The 15,785-nt window shown below is 74.6% G+C and carries 12 protein-coding genes; 3 read left to right on the plus strand and 9 right to left on the minus strand.

Annotated features, from left to right (window positions below):
- Window positions 1-250 precede the first annotated feature (250 nt).
- From der to ACZ5OX_RS27695, 4 genes are all read right to left on the minus strand, one after another.
- Window positions 251-1,705, minus strand: a complete 1,455-nt coding sequence (gene der, locus ACZ5OX_RS27680; protein ID WP_465633814.1) for a ribosome biogenesis GTPase Der — start codon at window positions 1,703-1,705, stop codon at window positions 251-253.
- Between the two features lie 188 nt (window positions 1,706-1,893).
- On the minus strand, window positions 1,894-2,607 hold the full coding sequence (cmk, locus tag ACZ5OX_RS27685) for a (d)CMP kinase (protein ID WP_465633815.1): 714 nt from the start codon (window positions 2,605-2,607) through the stop codon (window positions 1,894-1,896).
- A 245-nt stretch (window positions 2,608-2,852) separates the two neighbouring features.
- Window positions 2,853-3,950, minus strand: a complete 1,098-nt coding sequence (locus ACZ5OX_RS27690) for a DUF4419 domain-containing protein (RefSeq protein ID WP_465633816.1) — start codon at window positions 3,948-3,950, stop codon at window positions 2,853-2,855.
- Between the two features lie 117 nt (window positions 3,951-4,067).
- Complete coding sequence (locus ACZ5OX_RS27695) at window positions 4,068-5,153, minus strand: prephenate dehydrogenase (protein WP_402414644.1); 1,086 nt, start codon at window positions 5,151-5,153, stop codon at window positions 4,068-4,070.
- Window positions 5,154-5,575: 422 nt separating this feature from the next.
- Here ACZ5OX_RS27695 and ACZ5OX_RS27700 point away from each other — a divergent pair, with 422 nt between their 5' ends.
- From ACZ5OX_RS27700 to ACZ5OX_RS27710, 3 genes are all read left to right on the plus strand, one after another.
- The gene (locus tag ACZ5OX_RS27700; RefSeq protein ID WP_465633818.1) at window positions 5,576-7,777 is read left to right on the plus strand and encodes a DUF4139 domain-containing protein; all 2,202 of its coding nucleotides are present in this window, start codon (window positions 5,576-5,578) and stop codon (window positions 7,775-7,777) included.
- Between the two features lie 3 nt (window positions 7,778-7,780).
- Window positions 7,781-9,328: a mucoidy inhibitor MuiA family protein gene (locus ACZ5OX_RS27705; protein WP_465633819.1), complete on the plus strand. Its 1,548-nt coding sequence runs from the start codon at window positions 7,781-7,783 to the stop codon at window positions 9,326-9,328.
- Window positions 9,329-9,414: 86 nt separating this feature from the next.
- The gene (locus ACZ5OX_RS27710; protein WP_224284232.1) at window positions 9,415-9,777 is read left to right on the plus strand and encodes a DUF952 domain-containing protein; all 363 of its coding nucleotides are present in this window, start codon (window positions 9,415-9,417) and stop codon (window positions 9,775-9,777) included.
- Window positions 9,778-10,014: 237 nt separating this feature from the next.
- Here the strand turns inward: ACZ5OX_RS27710 and ACZ5OX_RS27715 are convergent, their stop codons facing one another.
- From ACZ5OX_RS27715 to ACZ5OX_RS27735, 5 genes are all read right to left on the minus strand, one after another.
- Entirely contained in the window at window positions 10,015-11,022 is a 1,008-nt protein-coding gene (locus tag ACZ5OX_RS27715; protein WP_465633820.1) for a helix-turn-helix domain-containing protein, read from the minus strand.
- Between the two features lie 424 nt (window positions 11,023-11,446).
- Window positions 11,447-12,718: a pseudouridine synthase gene (locus tag ACZ5OX_RS27720; RefSeq protein WP_465633822.1), complete on the minus strand. Its 1,272-nt coding sequence runs from the start codon at window positions 12,716-12,718 to the stop codon at window positions 11,447-11,449.
- 62 nt (window positions 12,719-12,780) lie between these two features.
- Window positions 12,781-13,374: an SMC-Scp complex subunit ScpB gene (gene scpB, locus ACZ5OX_RS27725; RefSeq protein ID WP_465633847.1), complete on the minus strand. Its 594-nt coding sequence runs from the start codon at window positions 13,372-13,374 to the stop codon at window positions 12,781-12,783.
- Between the two features lie 374 nt (window positions 13,375-13,748).
- On the minus strand, window positions 13,749-14,627 hold the full coding sequence (locus ACZ5OX_RS27730; protein ID WP_465633823.1) for a segregation and condensation protein A: 879 nt from the start codon (window positions 14,625-14,627) through the stop codon (window positions 13,749-13,751).
- Window positions 14,628-15,159: 532 nt separating this feature from the next.
- Window positions 15,160-15,780, minus strand: a complete 621-nt coding sequence (locus ACZ5OX_RS27735) for a hypothetical protein (RefSeq protein ID WP_465633825.1) — start codon at window positions 15,778-15,780, stop codon at window positions 15,160-15,162.
- Window positions 15,781-15,785: the final 5 nt, after the last annotated feature.

Genomic DNA, 15,785 nt, shown 5'->3' on the forward strand with positions numbered 1-15,785 from the left:
CCCGGCCCGCACCCCAAGCAGGAGCCGAACACCGCTGACGCCCGGCCCGCACCCCGAGCAGGAGCCGCGAACGGGAACCCCGAGCAGGGACCATGGACAGGAACCGCCAGCGGGAACCCTGGAGACCCGGACGGGAGCCGCACGAGGGCACCCCGGCCGAGCCCGGAAACGCCGGAGGGCCCCGCCACCACCGTGGCGAGGCCCTCCGGCCGGCGGTCGGTCGATCAGCGGACCGACCGCTCCTGCTCCACTACTTCTTCTTGCGCTTCTCCCGGACCCGCACCGAGATCGAGATCGGGGTCCCCACGAACCCGAACTCCTCGCGCAGCCGGCGCTCGATGAAGCGCCGGTAGCCGGCCTCCAGGAAGCCCGAGGCGAACAGCACGAAGCGCGGCGGACGGATGCCCGCCTGGGTGCCGAACAGGATGCGCGGCTGCTTGCCACCCCGGATCGGGTGCGGGTGGGCGGCGACCAGCTCGCCGAGGAAGGCGTTCAGGCGCGCGGTCGGGACGCGGGTCTCCCAGCCCTCCAGCGCGGTCTCGACCGCCGGGACGAGCTTCTCCATGTGCCGGCCGGTCTTGGCCGAGACGTTGACGCGCGGGGCCCACTGCACCTGGACGAGGTCGCGCTCGATCTCGCGCTCCAGGTAGTAGCGGCGCTCCTCGTCCAGCTGGTCCCACTTGTTGTAGGCGATGACGACGGCGCGCCCGGCCTCGACGGCCATCGAGATGATCCGGGTGTCCTGCTCGGCGAGGGTCTCGCTGGCGTCGATCAGGACGACCGCGACCTCGGCCTTCTCCAGCGCGGAGGCGGTGCGCAGCGAGGCGTAGAAGTCGGCGCCGGCGGTCAGGTGGACCCGGCGGCGGATACCGGCGGTGTCCACGAACTTCCAGGTCTTGCCGCCGAGCTCGATCATCTCGTCGACCGGGTCGCGGGTGGTGCCGGCCAGCTCGTTGACGACGACGCGCTCCTCGCCGGCGACCTTGTTCAGCAGGCTGGACTTGCCGACGTTGGGCCGGCCGATCAGCGCGATGCGGCGTGGGCCGCCGGGGGCAGCGTCGCCGAAGGTCTGCGGCGGGGCCTCGGGCAGGGCGTTCATGACGGCGTCCAGCAGGTCGCCGGAGCCGCGGCCGTGCAGGGCGGAGACCGGGTACGGCTCGCCGAGGCCGAGCGACCACAGGTAGGCCGCCTCGGCCTCGGTGGAGGGGCCGTCGACCTTGTTGGCGCACAGGACGGTCGGCTTGCCCGCCCGCCGGATGATCTTGATCAGCGCCTCGTCGGTGTCGGTGGCACCGACGGTGGCGTCCACCACGAACAGCACCGCGTCGGCCTGCTCGATGCCCAGCTCGGCCTGCGCGGCCACCATGGCGTCGATGCCGAGGACGTCGATCTCCCAGCCGCCGGTGTCGACGACCTTGAAGCGGCGGCCGTTCCAGCTGGCCTCGTAGGTGACCCGGTCGCGGGTGACGCCCGGCTTGTCCTCGACGACGGCCTCGCGGCGGCCGATGATGCGGTTCACCAGGGTCGACTTGCCGACGTTCGGGCGGCCGACCACGGCCAGCACCGGCAGTCGGACGTGCTCGGCACCGTCCACGGCGTCGAAGCCGTCGAGGTCGAAGCCCTCCTCGGCGGCGAGCGCCATGAACTCGGCGTAGTCGGCGGCGTCCAGCTCACCGTGGCCGGTGGCGGCGTGCTCTGCGGTCATGTTCGTCTGTTCCGTTTCCCGGCCCGGCCCTTCCCAGGGGCGTGCCGTGCGTACCTGCCCCGCTCGGGGCAGCGCGTTGGTTGTCTCCGCGGCGCCTCGACGGCCCGCGGTTCACTCGTTGTTCGACCCGAAGGCCCGAAGGCCCGAAGGCCGGTCGGACCGGTCCTGATCGGACCGGCGGCAGCCGGTCAGACCGCGGACAGTCCGGCCCGCTCCTCCACCAGCCCGGCGATCCGGTCGATCACCTGCTCCAGGGTGAGGTCGCTGGTGTCCACCAGGACCGCGTCCGCGGCCTGGGTCAGCGGGGCCGTCTTCCGCGAGGAGTCGGCGGCGTCGCGGCGGGCGAGGTCGGCGGCCATCGCGGTGATGGTCGCCTCGTCCACGCCCTTGGCGCGCAGCTCGGCCGCCCGGCGGGCGGCCCGTGCCCCCTCGGAGGCGGTCAGGAAGACCTTGACGGTGGCGTCCGGGAACACCACGCTCCCCATGTCCCGACCCTCGGCGACGATGCCGCGCTCGGCGACCTCGGCGCAGCCGCGCTGGAGCTCCACCAGCCGGGACCGTACGGCCGGCACCGCGGACACGGCGCTGACCTTGGCGGTCACCTCGGGGCCGCGGATCGGGCCGGACACGTCCTGGCCGTCCACCGTGATGGTGGGGCCGTCGGCGTCGGTGCCCGAGACGATCACCGGCTTGCCGCACGCGACGGCCACGGCCTCCGGGTCGTCGACGTCGACGTCGTTGGCCAGCATCCACCAGGTCATCGCCCGGTACATGGCGCCGGTGTCCAGGAAGCTCAGGCCCAGCCTGGCGGCGACCACCCGCGAGACGGTCGACTTGCCGGAGCCGGAGGGTCCGTCGATGGCGACGACGACCGGGGCGTGCGCTCGGTCGGCAGTGTCCACGGGGCGAACCTCTCTCTGAGCATGGGAACCGGAGCCTGGGCAGGCTGACGGCCGGGATTGTCTCCACTCAAGGTTAATGGACCGCCGACGTGACCCATTCCGCGCCGTCCGGCCCGACCGGTCGACCCGGCCCCCGACCCCGACCAGTCGACCCGCCCCGACCAATCGACCCTGATCAGTCCCGCACCGACCAGTCGTCCCTGATCAGTCCATCCCGACCAGTCGGTACCCACCATCCCCGGCCGCTACCCCGCCGCCTCCAGCACCGCCGTCCCCAGTCGCGGCCGCAGGTACTCCCCGTCCCGTTCGACCCCGAGGACCCCGCCGACCAGCACCATCGGCACCTCCCGCCCCAGCACCTCCCACACGAACGGCACGCTCGACAGGTGCGACGGGAAGTCGTTCACCTCGAACGCCCCCTGGTGGTACTCGCGACCCGCCGCCTCCCGCCAGTCGAAGGAGCGCCGCAGCCTGGGCCCGTCAGGCGTCTGGGTGTGGGCGAGGAAGGCGGTGAGCCAACCGGTCACCCGGGGCCCTCCGGACATCTCTCGCCACTTGAACAGCGAGCGCCAGAACTCCTCGTCCACCGGACCGCCGGCCGCCGTCGCGGCGATCTCGTCCACCACCGGCCGCAGCTGCGCGAACCACGGCGCCAGCCAGCCGAAGCGTCGCGCCAGCGCGCCCACCCCGGCCGCCAGCCGCGCCCAGTCCCCGGCCGTGCCCTCCAGCCGCACCCGCGGGATCCCGCAGCGGGTCTCCCAGCGGAAGTCGTAGTACGGACTGACCACGTCCATCAGCGCCACCAGCGCCGAGGAGGCGTCGTCCGGCGTCGTGGTGGAGAAGTCCGGCCGGAACAGATCCACCAGTTCCGCGCCGACGGCCGCCGCGAGCGGCTCCCGCACCAGTCGGACCGATCGCGACCAGTCCGGCTCCGACCAACCCGCCGTCGGCCCAGCCAGGGTGTCGTCCCGCACCACGATCGGGCCCCGCCGCCCGCCGACGGCGCCGAACAGCGCCCGGTAGCGCGGCGGGTACATCCGTACGTGCACCGCGACCTCGTGCACCACCGCGTACCAGAGCACGTCCGGGGACAGGCTCAGCGGCAGGTGCTCGGCGAACGCGGCGTGGGCGGCCCGCAGCAGCAGGCTGAAGGTCGGCTCCGGCTCGGCGAAGTCCGGGTACGGCGGTACGGGCCGGAGCCGCTCGTACATCACCTCGACGCTGCGGTGGCGGATCAGGTGCCCTCCGCCCAGCACGGCCCGCAGGAACCGCTCGTTCCCGAGGTCCACCAGGTCTCCGGCGAACCTGTGCCTGGTCTCCCCCAACGGCAAGTCGATGATCACACCCGCTCCCTCCCCGGAACGCCCCTCCCTGGAACGCTCCTCTCCGGAACGCCCCACCCCGGAACGCCCCACCGCGGAAACGTCTGCCCCGGACACGTCCGCCCCGGGCTCGGCGACTCAGTCCCGGACGCTCCAGCCGCTCGCCCGCAACGCCTTGGTCAGCCGCTTCACCGCCGTCGGCGCCACCGACAGCTGGACGAAGCCGACCTGCTGCCCGGTCGAGTGCTCGATGACGACGTCCTCGATGTTGACCCCGGCGTCGCCGACCTCCCCGAACAGCCGGCCCAGCTCGCCCGGCTGGTCGCCCAGTACGACCGCCACGGTCTCGTACCGGGTCGGCGGCGCGCCGTGCTTGCCGGGGATGCGGGCCTGGCCGGTGTTGCCGCGCCGCATGACCGCCTCGATCCCGGCCGCGCCCGCCTGGCGCTCGCTCTCCTCGACCGCCTCCATCGCGCGCAGCGCGGTGACCGTCTCGCCGAGGTCGCGGGCGACCCCCTCCAGGACGTCCGCGACCGCGCCCGCGTTGGCGGAGAGGATGTCGACCCACATGCCGGGGTTGGAGGCGGCGATCCTGGTGACGTCGCGCACGCCCTGGCCGGAGAGCCTTATGGCGGTCTCGTCGGCGTTCTCCAGCCGGGCCGCGACCAGCGAGGAGACCAGCTGCGGGGCGTGCGAGACCAGGGCGACCGCCCGGTCGTGCTCGGCCGCGTCCATCACGATCGGCACCGCTCCGCAGAGCGCGACCAGTTCCAGCGCGGCGTTGAGCGTCTCGGTGTCGGTGTCCGCGGTCGGGGTGAGCACCCAGGGGCGGCCCTCGAAGATGTCGGCGCGCGCGGCCAACGGACCGGAGCGCTCGCGGCCGGCCATCGGGTGACTACCGATGTAGTGGACGGTGTCGCAGCCCAACTCGGCGATCTCGCTGCGCGGTCCGGCCTTCACACTGGCGACGTCGGTGTACCAGTGCGCCAGGTTGCGGCGCTGGCAGTCGGCGAGCACGCTGCCGACCAGCGCGGGCGGGACGGCGATGATCGCCAGGTCGACCGGGCCGTCGACCGGGTCGGTGGTGCCGGCGCCGAGCGACTCGGCGGTGCGGGCCGCGTCGGGGTCCGCGTCCTCCAGATGGACGGTCAGCCCGCGAGCGGTCAGGGCGAGCGCGGCGGAGGTGCCGATCAGTCCGGTGCCGACGACGACGGCAGTGCGCATGGCGGGTCGCTCTCCTCATCACGATTCTCGACAGGTGCCGGAACCGTCCGGGAGCACCCGCGCCCCATCCTCCCTCATCAACCGCGCCGAAGTCCCCACCCGGCGCCCGGCAACCGGGACGACGGTCCGGCAGCTTCCGGCACTGGCAACCGCGACGGGCCCGCCCCCGTCCCACACAGTGCACTCATGCCGCACCGGAAATCCTGCGACGCCCGCCCCCGAGCCGGGCAGACTGGCCGCCCGGGGGAAGGCAACGGACAGGCCCGAACCCGCGCGGCACGACCAGCGGCCAGCGTCAAGCGGCAAGCGGCAAGCGGCAAGCGGCAAGCGATGAGTAACAAACGGCACGCACGAGCGACAAGCGACAAGCGACGAACGACGAGCGCCACGCGGCGGGCGACACGCGAACGAAGGGGTTGCGCATGGACGATCAGCACAGCGGCCGGAGCGGGCAGTCGAAACCGCCGGCCGTACCGGCCCACCCGTCGGTCCTGGACTCCGTCGTGGTGTACGCCGAGGGCGCGGTGTGCCGCCGACGGACCACCGCCCCGCTCCCGCCCGACGGCCGGCTGCGGCTGACCGGCCTGCCCGCCGCCCTGGACGGCCGCTCGCTGCGCGCCCGGGTGCTCGCCGGACCGGCCGGCGCCGCGGTCACCGAGGCCCGGCTGGAACGACTCGCCGAACTCCGCGAACCGAACGAACTACCGGAACTGCAGCGGGCCCTGGACGAGGCCGCCGAGCGTCGCAGCGCGCTCGCCGAGCGCCTCCGACTGGTCCTGGCCGCGATCGCCGAGACGGCCGCGCTGCGCGCCGTCCCGCCGCAGCGCCGACGCGACGAACCGCTGCGCCGCACGCCCGCCGACGCCTGGCTGGAGCTCGCCGACTTCGTCGACGAGCGGCTGGCCCGGCTGCAGGAGCGCGCCGAAGAGCTCACCCAGGAGCTGGAACTCGCCGACCACGAACGCGACCTGGCCGCCGACCGGCTGGAGCGGGCGTCCACGGCCGATCGGGCCGACGCGGTCGGGACAAGCACCACCGTCCTGCTCACCCTCACCACCGCAGGCACCTCCGACGCCACCACGGCGGACACCACCGAAGGCGCCGCCCCCGGCAGCGACCACCTCGACCTGGAACTGGAGTACGGCGTCCCCGCCGCCCGCTGGGTGCCCGCCTACCGGCTGTCCTACCGGACCGGCTCCGACACCGCCCACCTGGTCCTGCGCGCCGCCGTCGCCCAGCGCACCGGCGAGGACTGGACGGGCGTGCGCCTCGCCCTGTCCACCGCCGACCTCGACCGCCGCACCGACCTGCCCCGGCTCGCCTCGCTGCGGATCGGCCGCAGCCAGCCCGCCCCGCCGCCCTCCGGCTGGCGGGAGCCCCCGGCCGGCCTGACCGACCTCTTCACCGGCTACGACGCGGCCGGCTCCGACCGCCCCGCGCCGCGCCGCGCGCCCCATCTCGACCTGTACCGCCCGATCGCAGCCGCCGCCGTGGCCCCGACCCCTTCCCCCGTCCCGGCCACCGCCCGCTCCGCCCGTCTCGGCGGCGCCCGTCCGGGCGGTCCCCGGGCCGAGGCCTTCGCGGCCGACGAGCAGATCGCCCCCGCCGCCGGACCGTACGGCGGCGGCCTGCTGAGCGCCGACCAGCCGATGCCCGCGCCCCCGGGCGCCCCCGGCGGCTTCGCCGGCTACGGCGCCCCGCCACCGCCCCCGGCCCCGGGCGCCCCCTCGGCGCCGCTGCCGAAGGCCCCGGGCGGCCCCCCGCCCACGGAGGCCGGCCTCGCCCCGGACGCCGCCCTGCTCGACTACCCCGACCTCGTCCTGGCCGGCCCCGAGGAGCCCGCCGGCCGGCGCGGCACCCTGCATCCCCGCGCCGAGCGGACCGAGCGCGCGGAGGCGTTCTGGACACCGCCCGGCGCCGGCGGCACCAGCCGGCTCCGTGACCTCGCCCTGCCCCGGCACGCCGTCCCGCCCCGCGAGTCGGCCGGCTCCTTCGACCACCGCTTCGACGCCGCCGCCCCCGCCGACATCCCGTCCGACGGCACCTGGCACACCGTCACCGTCGGCGAGATCCCGCTCGCCGTCCGGCCCGAGTACGTCACCGTCCCCGCCGTCGAGGAGAAGGTGTACGCGACCCTGGTGCTCGCCAACCGCACCGACCAGGCCGTCCTGGCCGGCCCGGCCGAGGTCACCGTGGACGACGAGTTCCTGCTGACCGCCGCCCTGCCCACCCTGGCGCCCGGCGGTACCCGGCGGCTGGGCATCGGCGTCACCGAGAGCATCGAGGTGGCGCGCCGCACCGAGCTGCACGAGTCCACCACCGGCATGCTGAAGGGCAACAGCACCGTCCTCGACCACCGGGTGCACGTCCTGCTGGCGAACCGGCTCGGACGCGCCGTCACGGTGGAGGTCCGCGAACGGGTGCCGGTCACCTCCGACGCCGAGATCCGGATCGAGGAACGGGCCGACTGGCACGCCCCGACCGTCTCCACCCCGGACTGCCCGCCCAGCACCCGGCTCTGGCGGGTCGACCTGCCGCCGGGCGGCCGCACCGAACTGGACGGCGGCTACCTGATCAAGATCCCGGCCGGAAAGGCCATCGTCGGCGGAAACCGGAGGAACTGAGCGATGACCGTCGAGACCCTTCCCCTCCCCGTCACCGCCGTGACCTGCCTGGAGGACCGCAGCCAGGTCGAGCGCGTCAGGACGGTCGGGCTCGCCGCGGGCGTGCAGCGGCTGCGCCTCGGCCCGCTCACCGCCCTCGCCGTCGACCGCACCCTGCGCGCCGAGTCCGCCACCGACGGCGTCCGCGTGCTGGACACCCGGCTGGTGCGCAGCTGGGCCCCGCGCGCCCCGCTGCCGCCCGGCCCGGAGGACTCGGAACTGCGCCACCGGCTGCACCGGCTGGACGCCGAGACCCGGCTGGCCGACCAGACCCGGGCCCGGCTGGAGGCCCGGTTGGCCCTGCTCGCCCAGCTGTCCGCCGATCTCCTGCGCGAGATCGGCGAGGGCGCCGGCCTCGGCGAGCTCGAACCCAACCGCTGGGCCAGGGAGCTCGGCCGGGTGGACGCCGAGCGGGAGCGCTACGGCGAGGAACTGCGCGCCACCCACTCCCGCCTGCGTCGCCTGGAGCAGGAACGCTCGCAGGCCCTGACCGCTCTGGACGAGGCCGAGGAGGAACCGGTCGAGCTGACCGCCCACCTGGAGCTCACCGTCGAGGCGGCGCGGCCCGGCCCCGCCGAGCTGACCGTCTCCCACCTGGTGCCCTGCGCACTGTGGCGTCCCTCCTACCGGGCGACCCTGGACGACGGCGAGCTGCGCCTGGAGTCGGAGGCGGTGGTCTGGCAGCGCACCGGCGAGGACTGGACGAACGCCCGGCTCACCTTCTCCACCGCCCGCTCCGCCCTCGCCGCCGCCCCGCCCGCGGTCGCCGAGGACGTCCTGGTGCTACGCGAACGCACCGACGAGGAGCGCCGTACGGTCGAGGTCGAGCTGCGCGAGGAGGCGGTCGCCACCCTGGGCCCGGCCTCCGGGGTGCCGGGCGTGGACGACGGCGGCGAGGTCCGGGTGCTGCCCGCCCCCGCGCCCGCGACGGTGCCCGCCGACGGCCGCGCGCACCGGGTGCCGCTGGGCTCCTTCACCGGCCCGGCGACCGGCGAGTACGCCTGCGCCCCGGAGCTGTCCCCGCTGGTCACCCAGGTGGTCCGGTTCCGCAACGCGGCCGGACACCCGCTGCTTTCCGGCCCGGTCGAGCTGGTCCGCGGCAGCGGCTTCACCGGCCGCGGGGAGCTGCGCTTCACCGCCGCCGGCGCCGAGGCCGAACTGTCCTTCGGCAGCTCGGACGGCTACCGGGTGATCCGGGAGACCGAGGAGCGCCAGGCCACCGGCGGCCTCACCGGCCGCCAGACCACCACCCGGACGGTCCGGCTGCACCTGTCCCGTTTCTCCGGCCCGGAGGAGCGCGACGAGCGGGTCGTCACGGTGCGCGAGCGGGTTCCGGTCTCCGAGGTGTCGGCGGTCGAGGTACGGCTGCGCAAGGAGGACTGCTCCCCGGCACCGAACTCCTTCGACTCCGAGGGCATCGTCCGCTGGGACGTCCCACTCGCCCCCGGCGCCCGGCGCACCCTCACCCTGGTGTACGAGGTGTCCGCCTCGGCCAAGGTGGCCGGGCTCTGACCGCTGCGGCCGGTCGGTGGCGGACAACGCCGTGGCGATGAGGGCCGCTCAGGACCAAACCGGAGACAACGGGTAGAAAAGGAAGCATGATCCTCCACCTTGCTCCCCTGGACGACTGGCTGGCCGACCCCGGTCGCCCGTACGCCACCGCGTCGCTGCTCACCGACGGGTTCATCCACTGCTCGGCGGACGAGCAGACGGCGCTCGCGGTGGCCAACGCCTTCTTCGCCGACACCCCCGACCCACTGATGGTGCTGCTGATCGAGGAATCACTGGTGGAGCCGATGGTGAAGTGGGAGGCCCCGCACGGCGCCCCGCCGCCCGGGGCCACTCCCGGCGTGCTGTTCCCGCACATCTACGGGCGGCTGAACCGCACCGCCGTGGTCGGCCTGGAGAAGGTCGAGCGCGGCCCGGACGGCCGCTGGGCCTCGCTCAGCCCCTGGAGCTGACGGGGCGCGGCCGGGAAAGTTATGACTTTTCTCGAGGTTCCCGTGGTTCCGGCGGCTTCCGCCGCACACACGGACCGCCACGGCTCCGCGAACGGCCACAACCCCCGGGAAAAGTTATGACTTTTCACGAGGATCCCGTGGTTCCGTCAGCTCCCGCCGAACACACGGACCGTCGCAACACCGCGGACAACCACGCCCCCGCACCCGTCGCGACGCCAGGAATTGTCACAACATTCCCTACAGCCACCCCCGCTCCCGGGCCGCCATCCCGGCCTGGAAGCGGGTGGTGGCGCCCAGCGAGCGCATCAGGCTCTGGAGCCGGCGCTGGGTGGTCCGGGCGCTCCAGCCGAGCGACCGTGCGATCGACTCGTCGGTGAGCCCTGCCGCCAGCAGGCCCAGCAGCTTGCGGTGGTCGGCCTCCGGCCCCGACGGGGCGTCCCCGGTGCCGGTCTCCGCCTGCAACCGCACGGCCCGCTCCCACTCCGCCTCGAACAGCGTGTCCAGCGCCTGGAGCAGCGCCGAAGGGTGGATCACGTACGCGGCGTCCAGCACGCTGTCGCCGACGCTGATCGGAATGATCGCCATCCGGTCATCCGAAATGATCATCTTCATCGGCAGCGTCGGCCGGACCCGCGCCTCCTCGCCGTCCGCGACGCCGACCAGGATGTTCTTCTCCAGCCGCCCCGGCCAGGCCACCGCCTCCCGGTCGTAGACCGTCCGGAACTTCACACCCTCGCGCAACCGCCGCCGCTGCAGGGGCATCGGCGCCACCGGGTCCTGGATGTACGGCGGGCGGTCGAAGCCGCGCACCTGGTACTGGCTGGTCTCGGTGATGTGCTCCAGCCTCTGCGCGATCGCCTCGCCGCCCGTCAGCACCTCCACCGAGTGCGCCGGGTCGGTGTACCGCGAGGCCTCCCGGAAGGCGTCCATCAGCCGGTGCATCTCGGCCCGGGCGTAGCGCAGTTCCGACTCCCGGTGGCCGATCAGGGTGCCGATCGCGACGTCCGGCGGCACCGGCAGGTAGCGGTGCCGGTCCACCGGCGCCCGGGTGGCCATGCCCTGCTGCGCCAACCGGTCCAGTGCGCGCACGCTCTGCTGGAACGTCAGCCCGCAGCTCTCCGCCAGTTCCTCCGCCGTGGACTGCGGGTTGGCCACCAGCGCCGCGTAGACCTGCCCGTCCGGCTCCGCCAGTCCCAGCGCGCCGAGGGCCTGTCCGCCGGCCCGTCCCAGTGCTGCATCGGACACGACGCCCTCTCCCCCTGCTCACCCGTTCCCGTTGGCCCTGTCTAGCCGGCCCGGCCCCACCCCGACCCCGCGCGCCGCCTCGTACCGACGCCGCCCCGTACCGACGCCGCCCCGTACCGACGCGGTCCCGTGCCGACGCGGTCCCGTACTGGCGCAGTCCCGCCACACGGCGGAGTGGTGCTCCGGTGGCCATCCTCGGCCACGGATCATGACGCTGACAAGGCCGTGACCAGCGGTTGCGTCCCGGCTCACACGACTCGTCCGAAACGTGGACATCCGCTCCCGAACGCCCGCGCGCCACTCCCACCCCGGCCCACACCACCCCACCGCGGCTCCCACACCCGCCCCACACCCCGCCCCCCGACAACGCCGGAGCCCCCGGCCGCAGCGCGTGCGTCCGGGGGCTCCGGTGGAGCGGAAGGGCCTACAGGCCGACCTCGTGCATCAGCTGTCCGACCTCCGGGTTGGTCAGCCGGCGCAGCCAGCCCGACTTCTGGTCGCCCAGGGCGATCGGGCCGAAGTGGGTCCGCACCAGCTTCTCGACCGGGAAGCCGACCTCGGCCAGCATCCGGCGGACGATGTGCTTGCGGCCCTCGTGCAGGGTCACCTCGACCAGGTAGTTCTTGCCGACGTTGGAGATCACCTTGAAGCTGTCGGCACGCGCGTAGCCGTCCTCCAGCTCCACGCCCTGGGCGAGCTGCTTGCCCAGGTCGCGCGGGATCGGGCCCTGGATCGCGGCCAGGTAGGTCTTGGTCACGCCGTAGCGCGGGTGGGTCAGACGGTGGGCCAGCTCGCCGTGGTTGGTGAGCAGGATGATGCCCTCGGTCTCGGTGTCCAGGCGGCCCACGTGGAACAGCCGGGTCTCCCGGTTGGTCACGTAGTCGCCCAGGCACTGGCGGCCGTCCGGGTCCTCCATGGTGGAGACCACGCCGGCCGGCTTGTTCAGCGCGAAGAACAGGTAGGACTGGGTGGCGACGGTCAGGCCGTCCACCTTGATCTCGTCCTTCTGCGGGTCGACCCGCTTGCCCTGCTCGGTGACGCGCTTGCCGTTGACCTCGACCCGGCCCTGCTCGATCAGCTCCTCGCAGGCGCGGCGGCTGCCGACGCCAGCCCGGGCCAGCACCTTCTGGAGGCGCTCGCCCTCGGGCTCGCCGAAGGTCTTGGGCAGCTTGACGGCGGGCTTGTCGTGCCGGGCGAGGACGGCGTCCTCGATCTTGGCCTGGAGCTCGCGGGATCGCTGCGGCTGACGGCGCGGGTCGCCCGGGGCACCCTGGCCCTCGCGACGCGGACGCGGGGCCGGGCCGGGGCGCCGGCCGGCGTAGCCGCCACGGGCCGGGGTGGCGTTGGGGCCGCCGCCGTACTCGGGGCGGTCGTACTTGCGCTCCTCGGGCCGCAGCGGGCGGTCCGGGTAGCGCCGGTCGTCGCGACGGTCGTCCCGGCGCCCCTCGCGCCGGTCGTCACGACCGTACGAGCCCGAACCCGAGCCGCCACGGCCGCTCCCACCACCGTAGGAACCTCCGCGCGCGCCCGAGCCGCCACGGCCGCTCCCGCCGCCGTACGAACCCCCGCGCGCGCCCGAGCCGCCGCGGCCGCTGCCGCTGCCGCCGCCGTAGGAGCTGCCGCCCCGGCCCCCGCCCTGTCCGCCGCGGCCGCTCCCGCCGCCGCTGCTGTTCCTGCCGTTGCCACTGCTACGCATCAAAGTGTCCGTACGTCGTTCCGTCTGGGATGTGCGGTCGTTTCGGCCGACCTCACCGCCCCCTACCGATCGGGCCCGGCCCGACCGGCCTCGCCACTGCCGTCCGCGGCCTGCGCGGCAGCGGCGGCGACCGCCTCCGCGATCATCGTGCCCTCCAGGGACTCCGCTTCCACGTCGTCGACCTCGGGCAGGAAGGGAGCGAGTTCCGGCAGCTCGTCCAGGCCGCGGAGCCCCATCCGTTCCAGGAAGTAGTTCGTCGTCCGATACAGGATCGCACCTGTTTCGGGCTCGGATCCGGCCTCTTCCACCAGTCCTCGCTGTACCAGGGTACGCATCACGCCGTCACAGTTCACACCGCGGACTGCGGAAACCCGCGATCTGGACACCGGCTGCCGGTAGGCGACCACCGCGAGGGTCTCCAGTGCGGCCTGGCTGAGCCGGGCCTGCTGGCCGTCCAGGAGGAACCGGTCGACGGCCGCGGAGCAGGTGTCACGGCTGTAGAACCGCCAGCCGCCCGCGATCAGCCGCAGGTCGAAGCCGCGACCCTGGGCCGCGTACTCGGCGGACAGCTCGCGCAGCGCCGCGGCAACCTCGGCCCGGGGCCGTTCCAGCACCCCGGCCAGCCGCTCCTCCGCCACCGGCTCGTCGACGACCATCAGGATGGCCTCCAGGTCGGCCCGCAGCCCTGCGTCGGCGGGGCCCCCGGCACCGGAAGTCGACGGGGCCGACTTCTGGTGCACGACACACACCTCCGCCCCGACTCCGGCCGCCTCCACGGACTCCGCCGACCCGACCGACCCCACCGGCTCCACTCGCACCCCGGGCCCCACCGGCTCCCCGGGATCCCCGGGCCCCACCGGCTCCCCGGGCCCCACCCGTACCCCGGGCTCCATCACCCCCGCCGCCCCCACGGCCTCCACCGGCTCCGGCAACAGCTCGAAGACCGGCTCCAGCCACTCGTCGGCCCGCGGCCGCCCCGGCAGCCCCAGCGGGCGCCGCACCGGCCGCCCGCCCTCGTTCCCGCCGCTCGTCACCGCTCCTCCTCCTTGACCTCGCCGGCCGGCCGGTCGAACTCGTCCGTCACCTCGACCGCCACCCGGCCCTCCTCGGCCACCCAGCGCACCAGCAGCTCGCCGAGCGCCTCCGGCTGCTCGAAGGCGAGCACCCGCTCCCGGTACAGCTCCAGCAGCGCCAGGAAGCGGGCGACCACCACCAGGTCGTCCGGCGCGTCCTCGACCAGCCGCTGGAACGAGGCCTCGCCCAGCTCGGTGAGCAGCCCCACGACCAGCCCGGCCTGCTCGCGCACGCTCACCGGCGGGGTGTGGATGTGGTCCACGTACACGACCGGCGCGGGCCTGGGCTCCATCGCCTTGGCCGCCAGTTCGGCGAGCCCCTGCGGCCCGACGGTGAGCACGACCTCGGGCAGCAGCTCGGCGTGCCGGGGTTCCAGGGCGGCCGTCCGGGGCCGGCGCAGCAGCTCGGCCGCCCAGCGCTCGCCGAAGAGGGCCGCCGCCCGCTTGTACGCCCGGTACTGGAGCAGTCGCGCGAACAGCAGGTCACGGGCCTCCAGCAGGGCGATGTCCGCCTCGTCCTCGACCTCGGCCACGGGCAGCAGCCGGGCGGCCTTGAGGTCGAGCAGGGTGGCGGCCACCACCAGGAACTCGGTCGTCGCGTCCAGGTCCCAGTCCGGGCCCATCGCCCGGATGTGCGCCATGAACTCGTCCGTCACCGTGGCCAACGCCACTTCGGTGACGTCCAGCTTGTGCTTGGCGATCAGGCTGAGCAGCAGGTCGAAGGGGCCCTCGAAGTTGCCCAGTCGTACCCGGAAGCCGCCCCGCGACTCGTCCTCGGTCGATCTCACGGCAGTGGCGGCTGGTTCGGCGGTGCTGGGCATGGCGGTACTGGGCATGGCGGTCCATCTTCACCCGTCCCGGCCGCCGGCCCCGCCCCGGGGCCACCCGACACGCCGTCCCGCCGGGCCCGGACCGGACGTCCAACCCGGTACCCACGGGCCCGTACGGGGCCCTCGCCACGCGTGCCTGCCCCGACTGTCCGACCAACCGACCGTCCGACTGGACGACGGGCCGACTACCCCACGGACGGACCGTCCGACCGCAGACCCCTCCAAAAGCCCCCCCACGCCCCCAGGAACGGCCCCGCGGCGCCCGACACGTCCTCCGGTGCCCTGAGGCCCATCCCGGCCCCGCCCCGCACCCCTGAGGCCTCTCGCCGACCCCTCCAGCGTCCGCCGCTGCCGCCGACACCCGGCGCCCCACCGCTCGACCGGCGGCCTCCCCACGCCGGGCCCGCGGCCCCCCTCGACGCCCGACGCGAACCCGCCGACCGCCCTCCACACCGCGTACCACTCAGCGCCTGACGCTCAGCACGCACCGCTCAGCGCGCACCGCTCAGCACACAACGCACCACGCGGCGCCGGCCGCCTACCGGCCGCGCAGCCGCCGAACCAGGATCGAGGCCTCGCCACGCTGCTCCAGGTCCGCCAGGACGACCGCGATGGCCTCCCGGACGATCCGCCCGCGGTCCACGGCCAGGCCGTGCTCCCCGCGCAGCACCAGCCGGGTGTGCTCCAGGTCCATGAGCTCCTCGGCGGACACGTACACCGTGATCTTCTCGTCGTGCCGCTCGCGCCCGCTGGGCCGGCGCGGCGCGCGGCCACGCGGCCGGGCACGTCCGGCGGCACCGGGCTGCTCCTCGGCGGCGCCCTGGTGCGTCCGGGGCCCCGGGGCGGAACCGGCACCGCGACCGCCCGAGACGCCCTTCCCGGCTGCGGCGGCGCCCGCCGCACCCACGGTGCCCGCAGTGGACACGGGCCCGGCCGGGCCGGAGCGCTGGACGGGCGGCTGCGCGGCCACCGGCACCCCGCCGGCCGCCTGCTGCTCCGGCGTCACCTGCCGGTCGCCCCGGTCGCCCTGTACACCCTGGGTGCCCTGGGCGGACTCGGCGCCCTCCGCGCCGTCCGGTTGGCCGTTGACGGTCCGCGCGGTCTCCGGTCTGGATGCCTCGGCGGCCGGACGCGGCGCGAGGGAGGGCGACAGCGCCATCCCTC

Source organism: Kitasatospora sp. NPDC032121, from assembly GCF_055580145.1.

Coding starts and splice junctions, on each gene's coding strand:
- der (WP_465633814.1), bottom strand. CDS start 1,705: ATGACCGCAGAGCACGCCGCCACCGGCCACGGTGAGCTGGACGCCGCC.
- ACZ5OX_RS27695 (WP_402414644.1), bottom strand. CDS start 5,153: ATGCGCACTGCCGTCGTCGTCGGCACCGGACTGATCGGCACCTCCGCC.
- ACZ5OX_RS27700 (WP_465633818.1), top strand. CDS start 5,576: ATGGACGATCAGCACAGCGGCCGGAGCGGGCAGTCGAAACCGCCGGCC.
- ACZ5OX_RS27705 (WP_465633819.1), top strand. CDS start 7,781: ATGACCGTCGAGACCCTTCCCCTCCCCGTCACCGCCGTGACCTGCCTG.
- ACZ5OX_RS27710 (WP_224284232.1), top strand. CDS start 9,415: ATGATCCTCCACCTTGCTCCCCTGGACGACTGGCTGGCCGACCCCGGT.
- ACZ5OX_RS27720 (WP_465633822.1), bottom strand. CDS start 12,718: ATGCGTAGCAGTGGCAACGGCAGGAACAGCAGCGGCGGCGGGAGCGGC.
- scpB (WP_465633847.1), bottom strand. CDS start 13,374: ATGGTCGTCGACGAGCCGGTGGCGGAGGAGCGGCTGGCCGGGGTGCTG.
- ACZ5OX_RS27730 (WP_465633823.1), bottom strand. CDS start 14,627: ATGCCCAGTACCGCCATGCCCAGCACCGCCGAACCAGCCGCCACTGCC.
- ACZ5OX_RS27735 (WP_465633825.1), bottom strand. CDS start 15,780: ATGGCGCTGTCGCCCTCCCTCGCGCCGCGTCCGGCCGCCGAGGCATCC.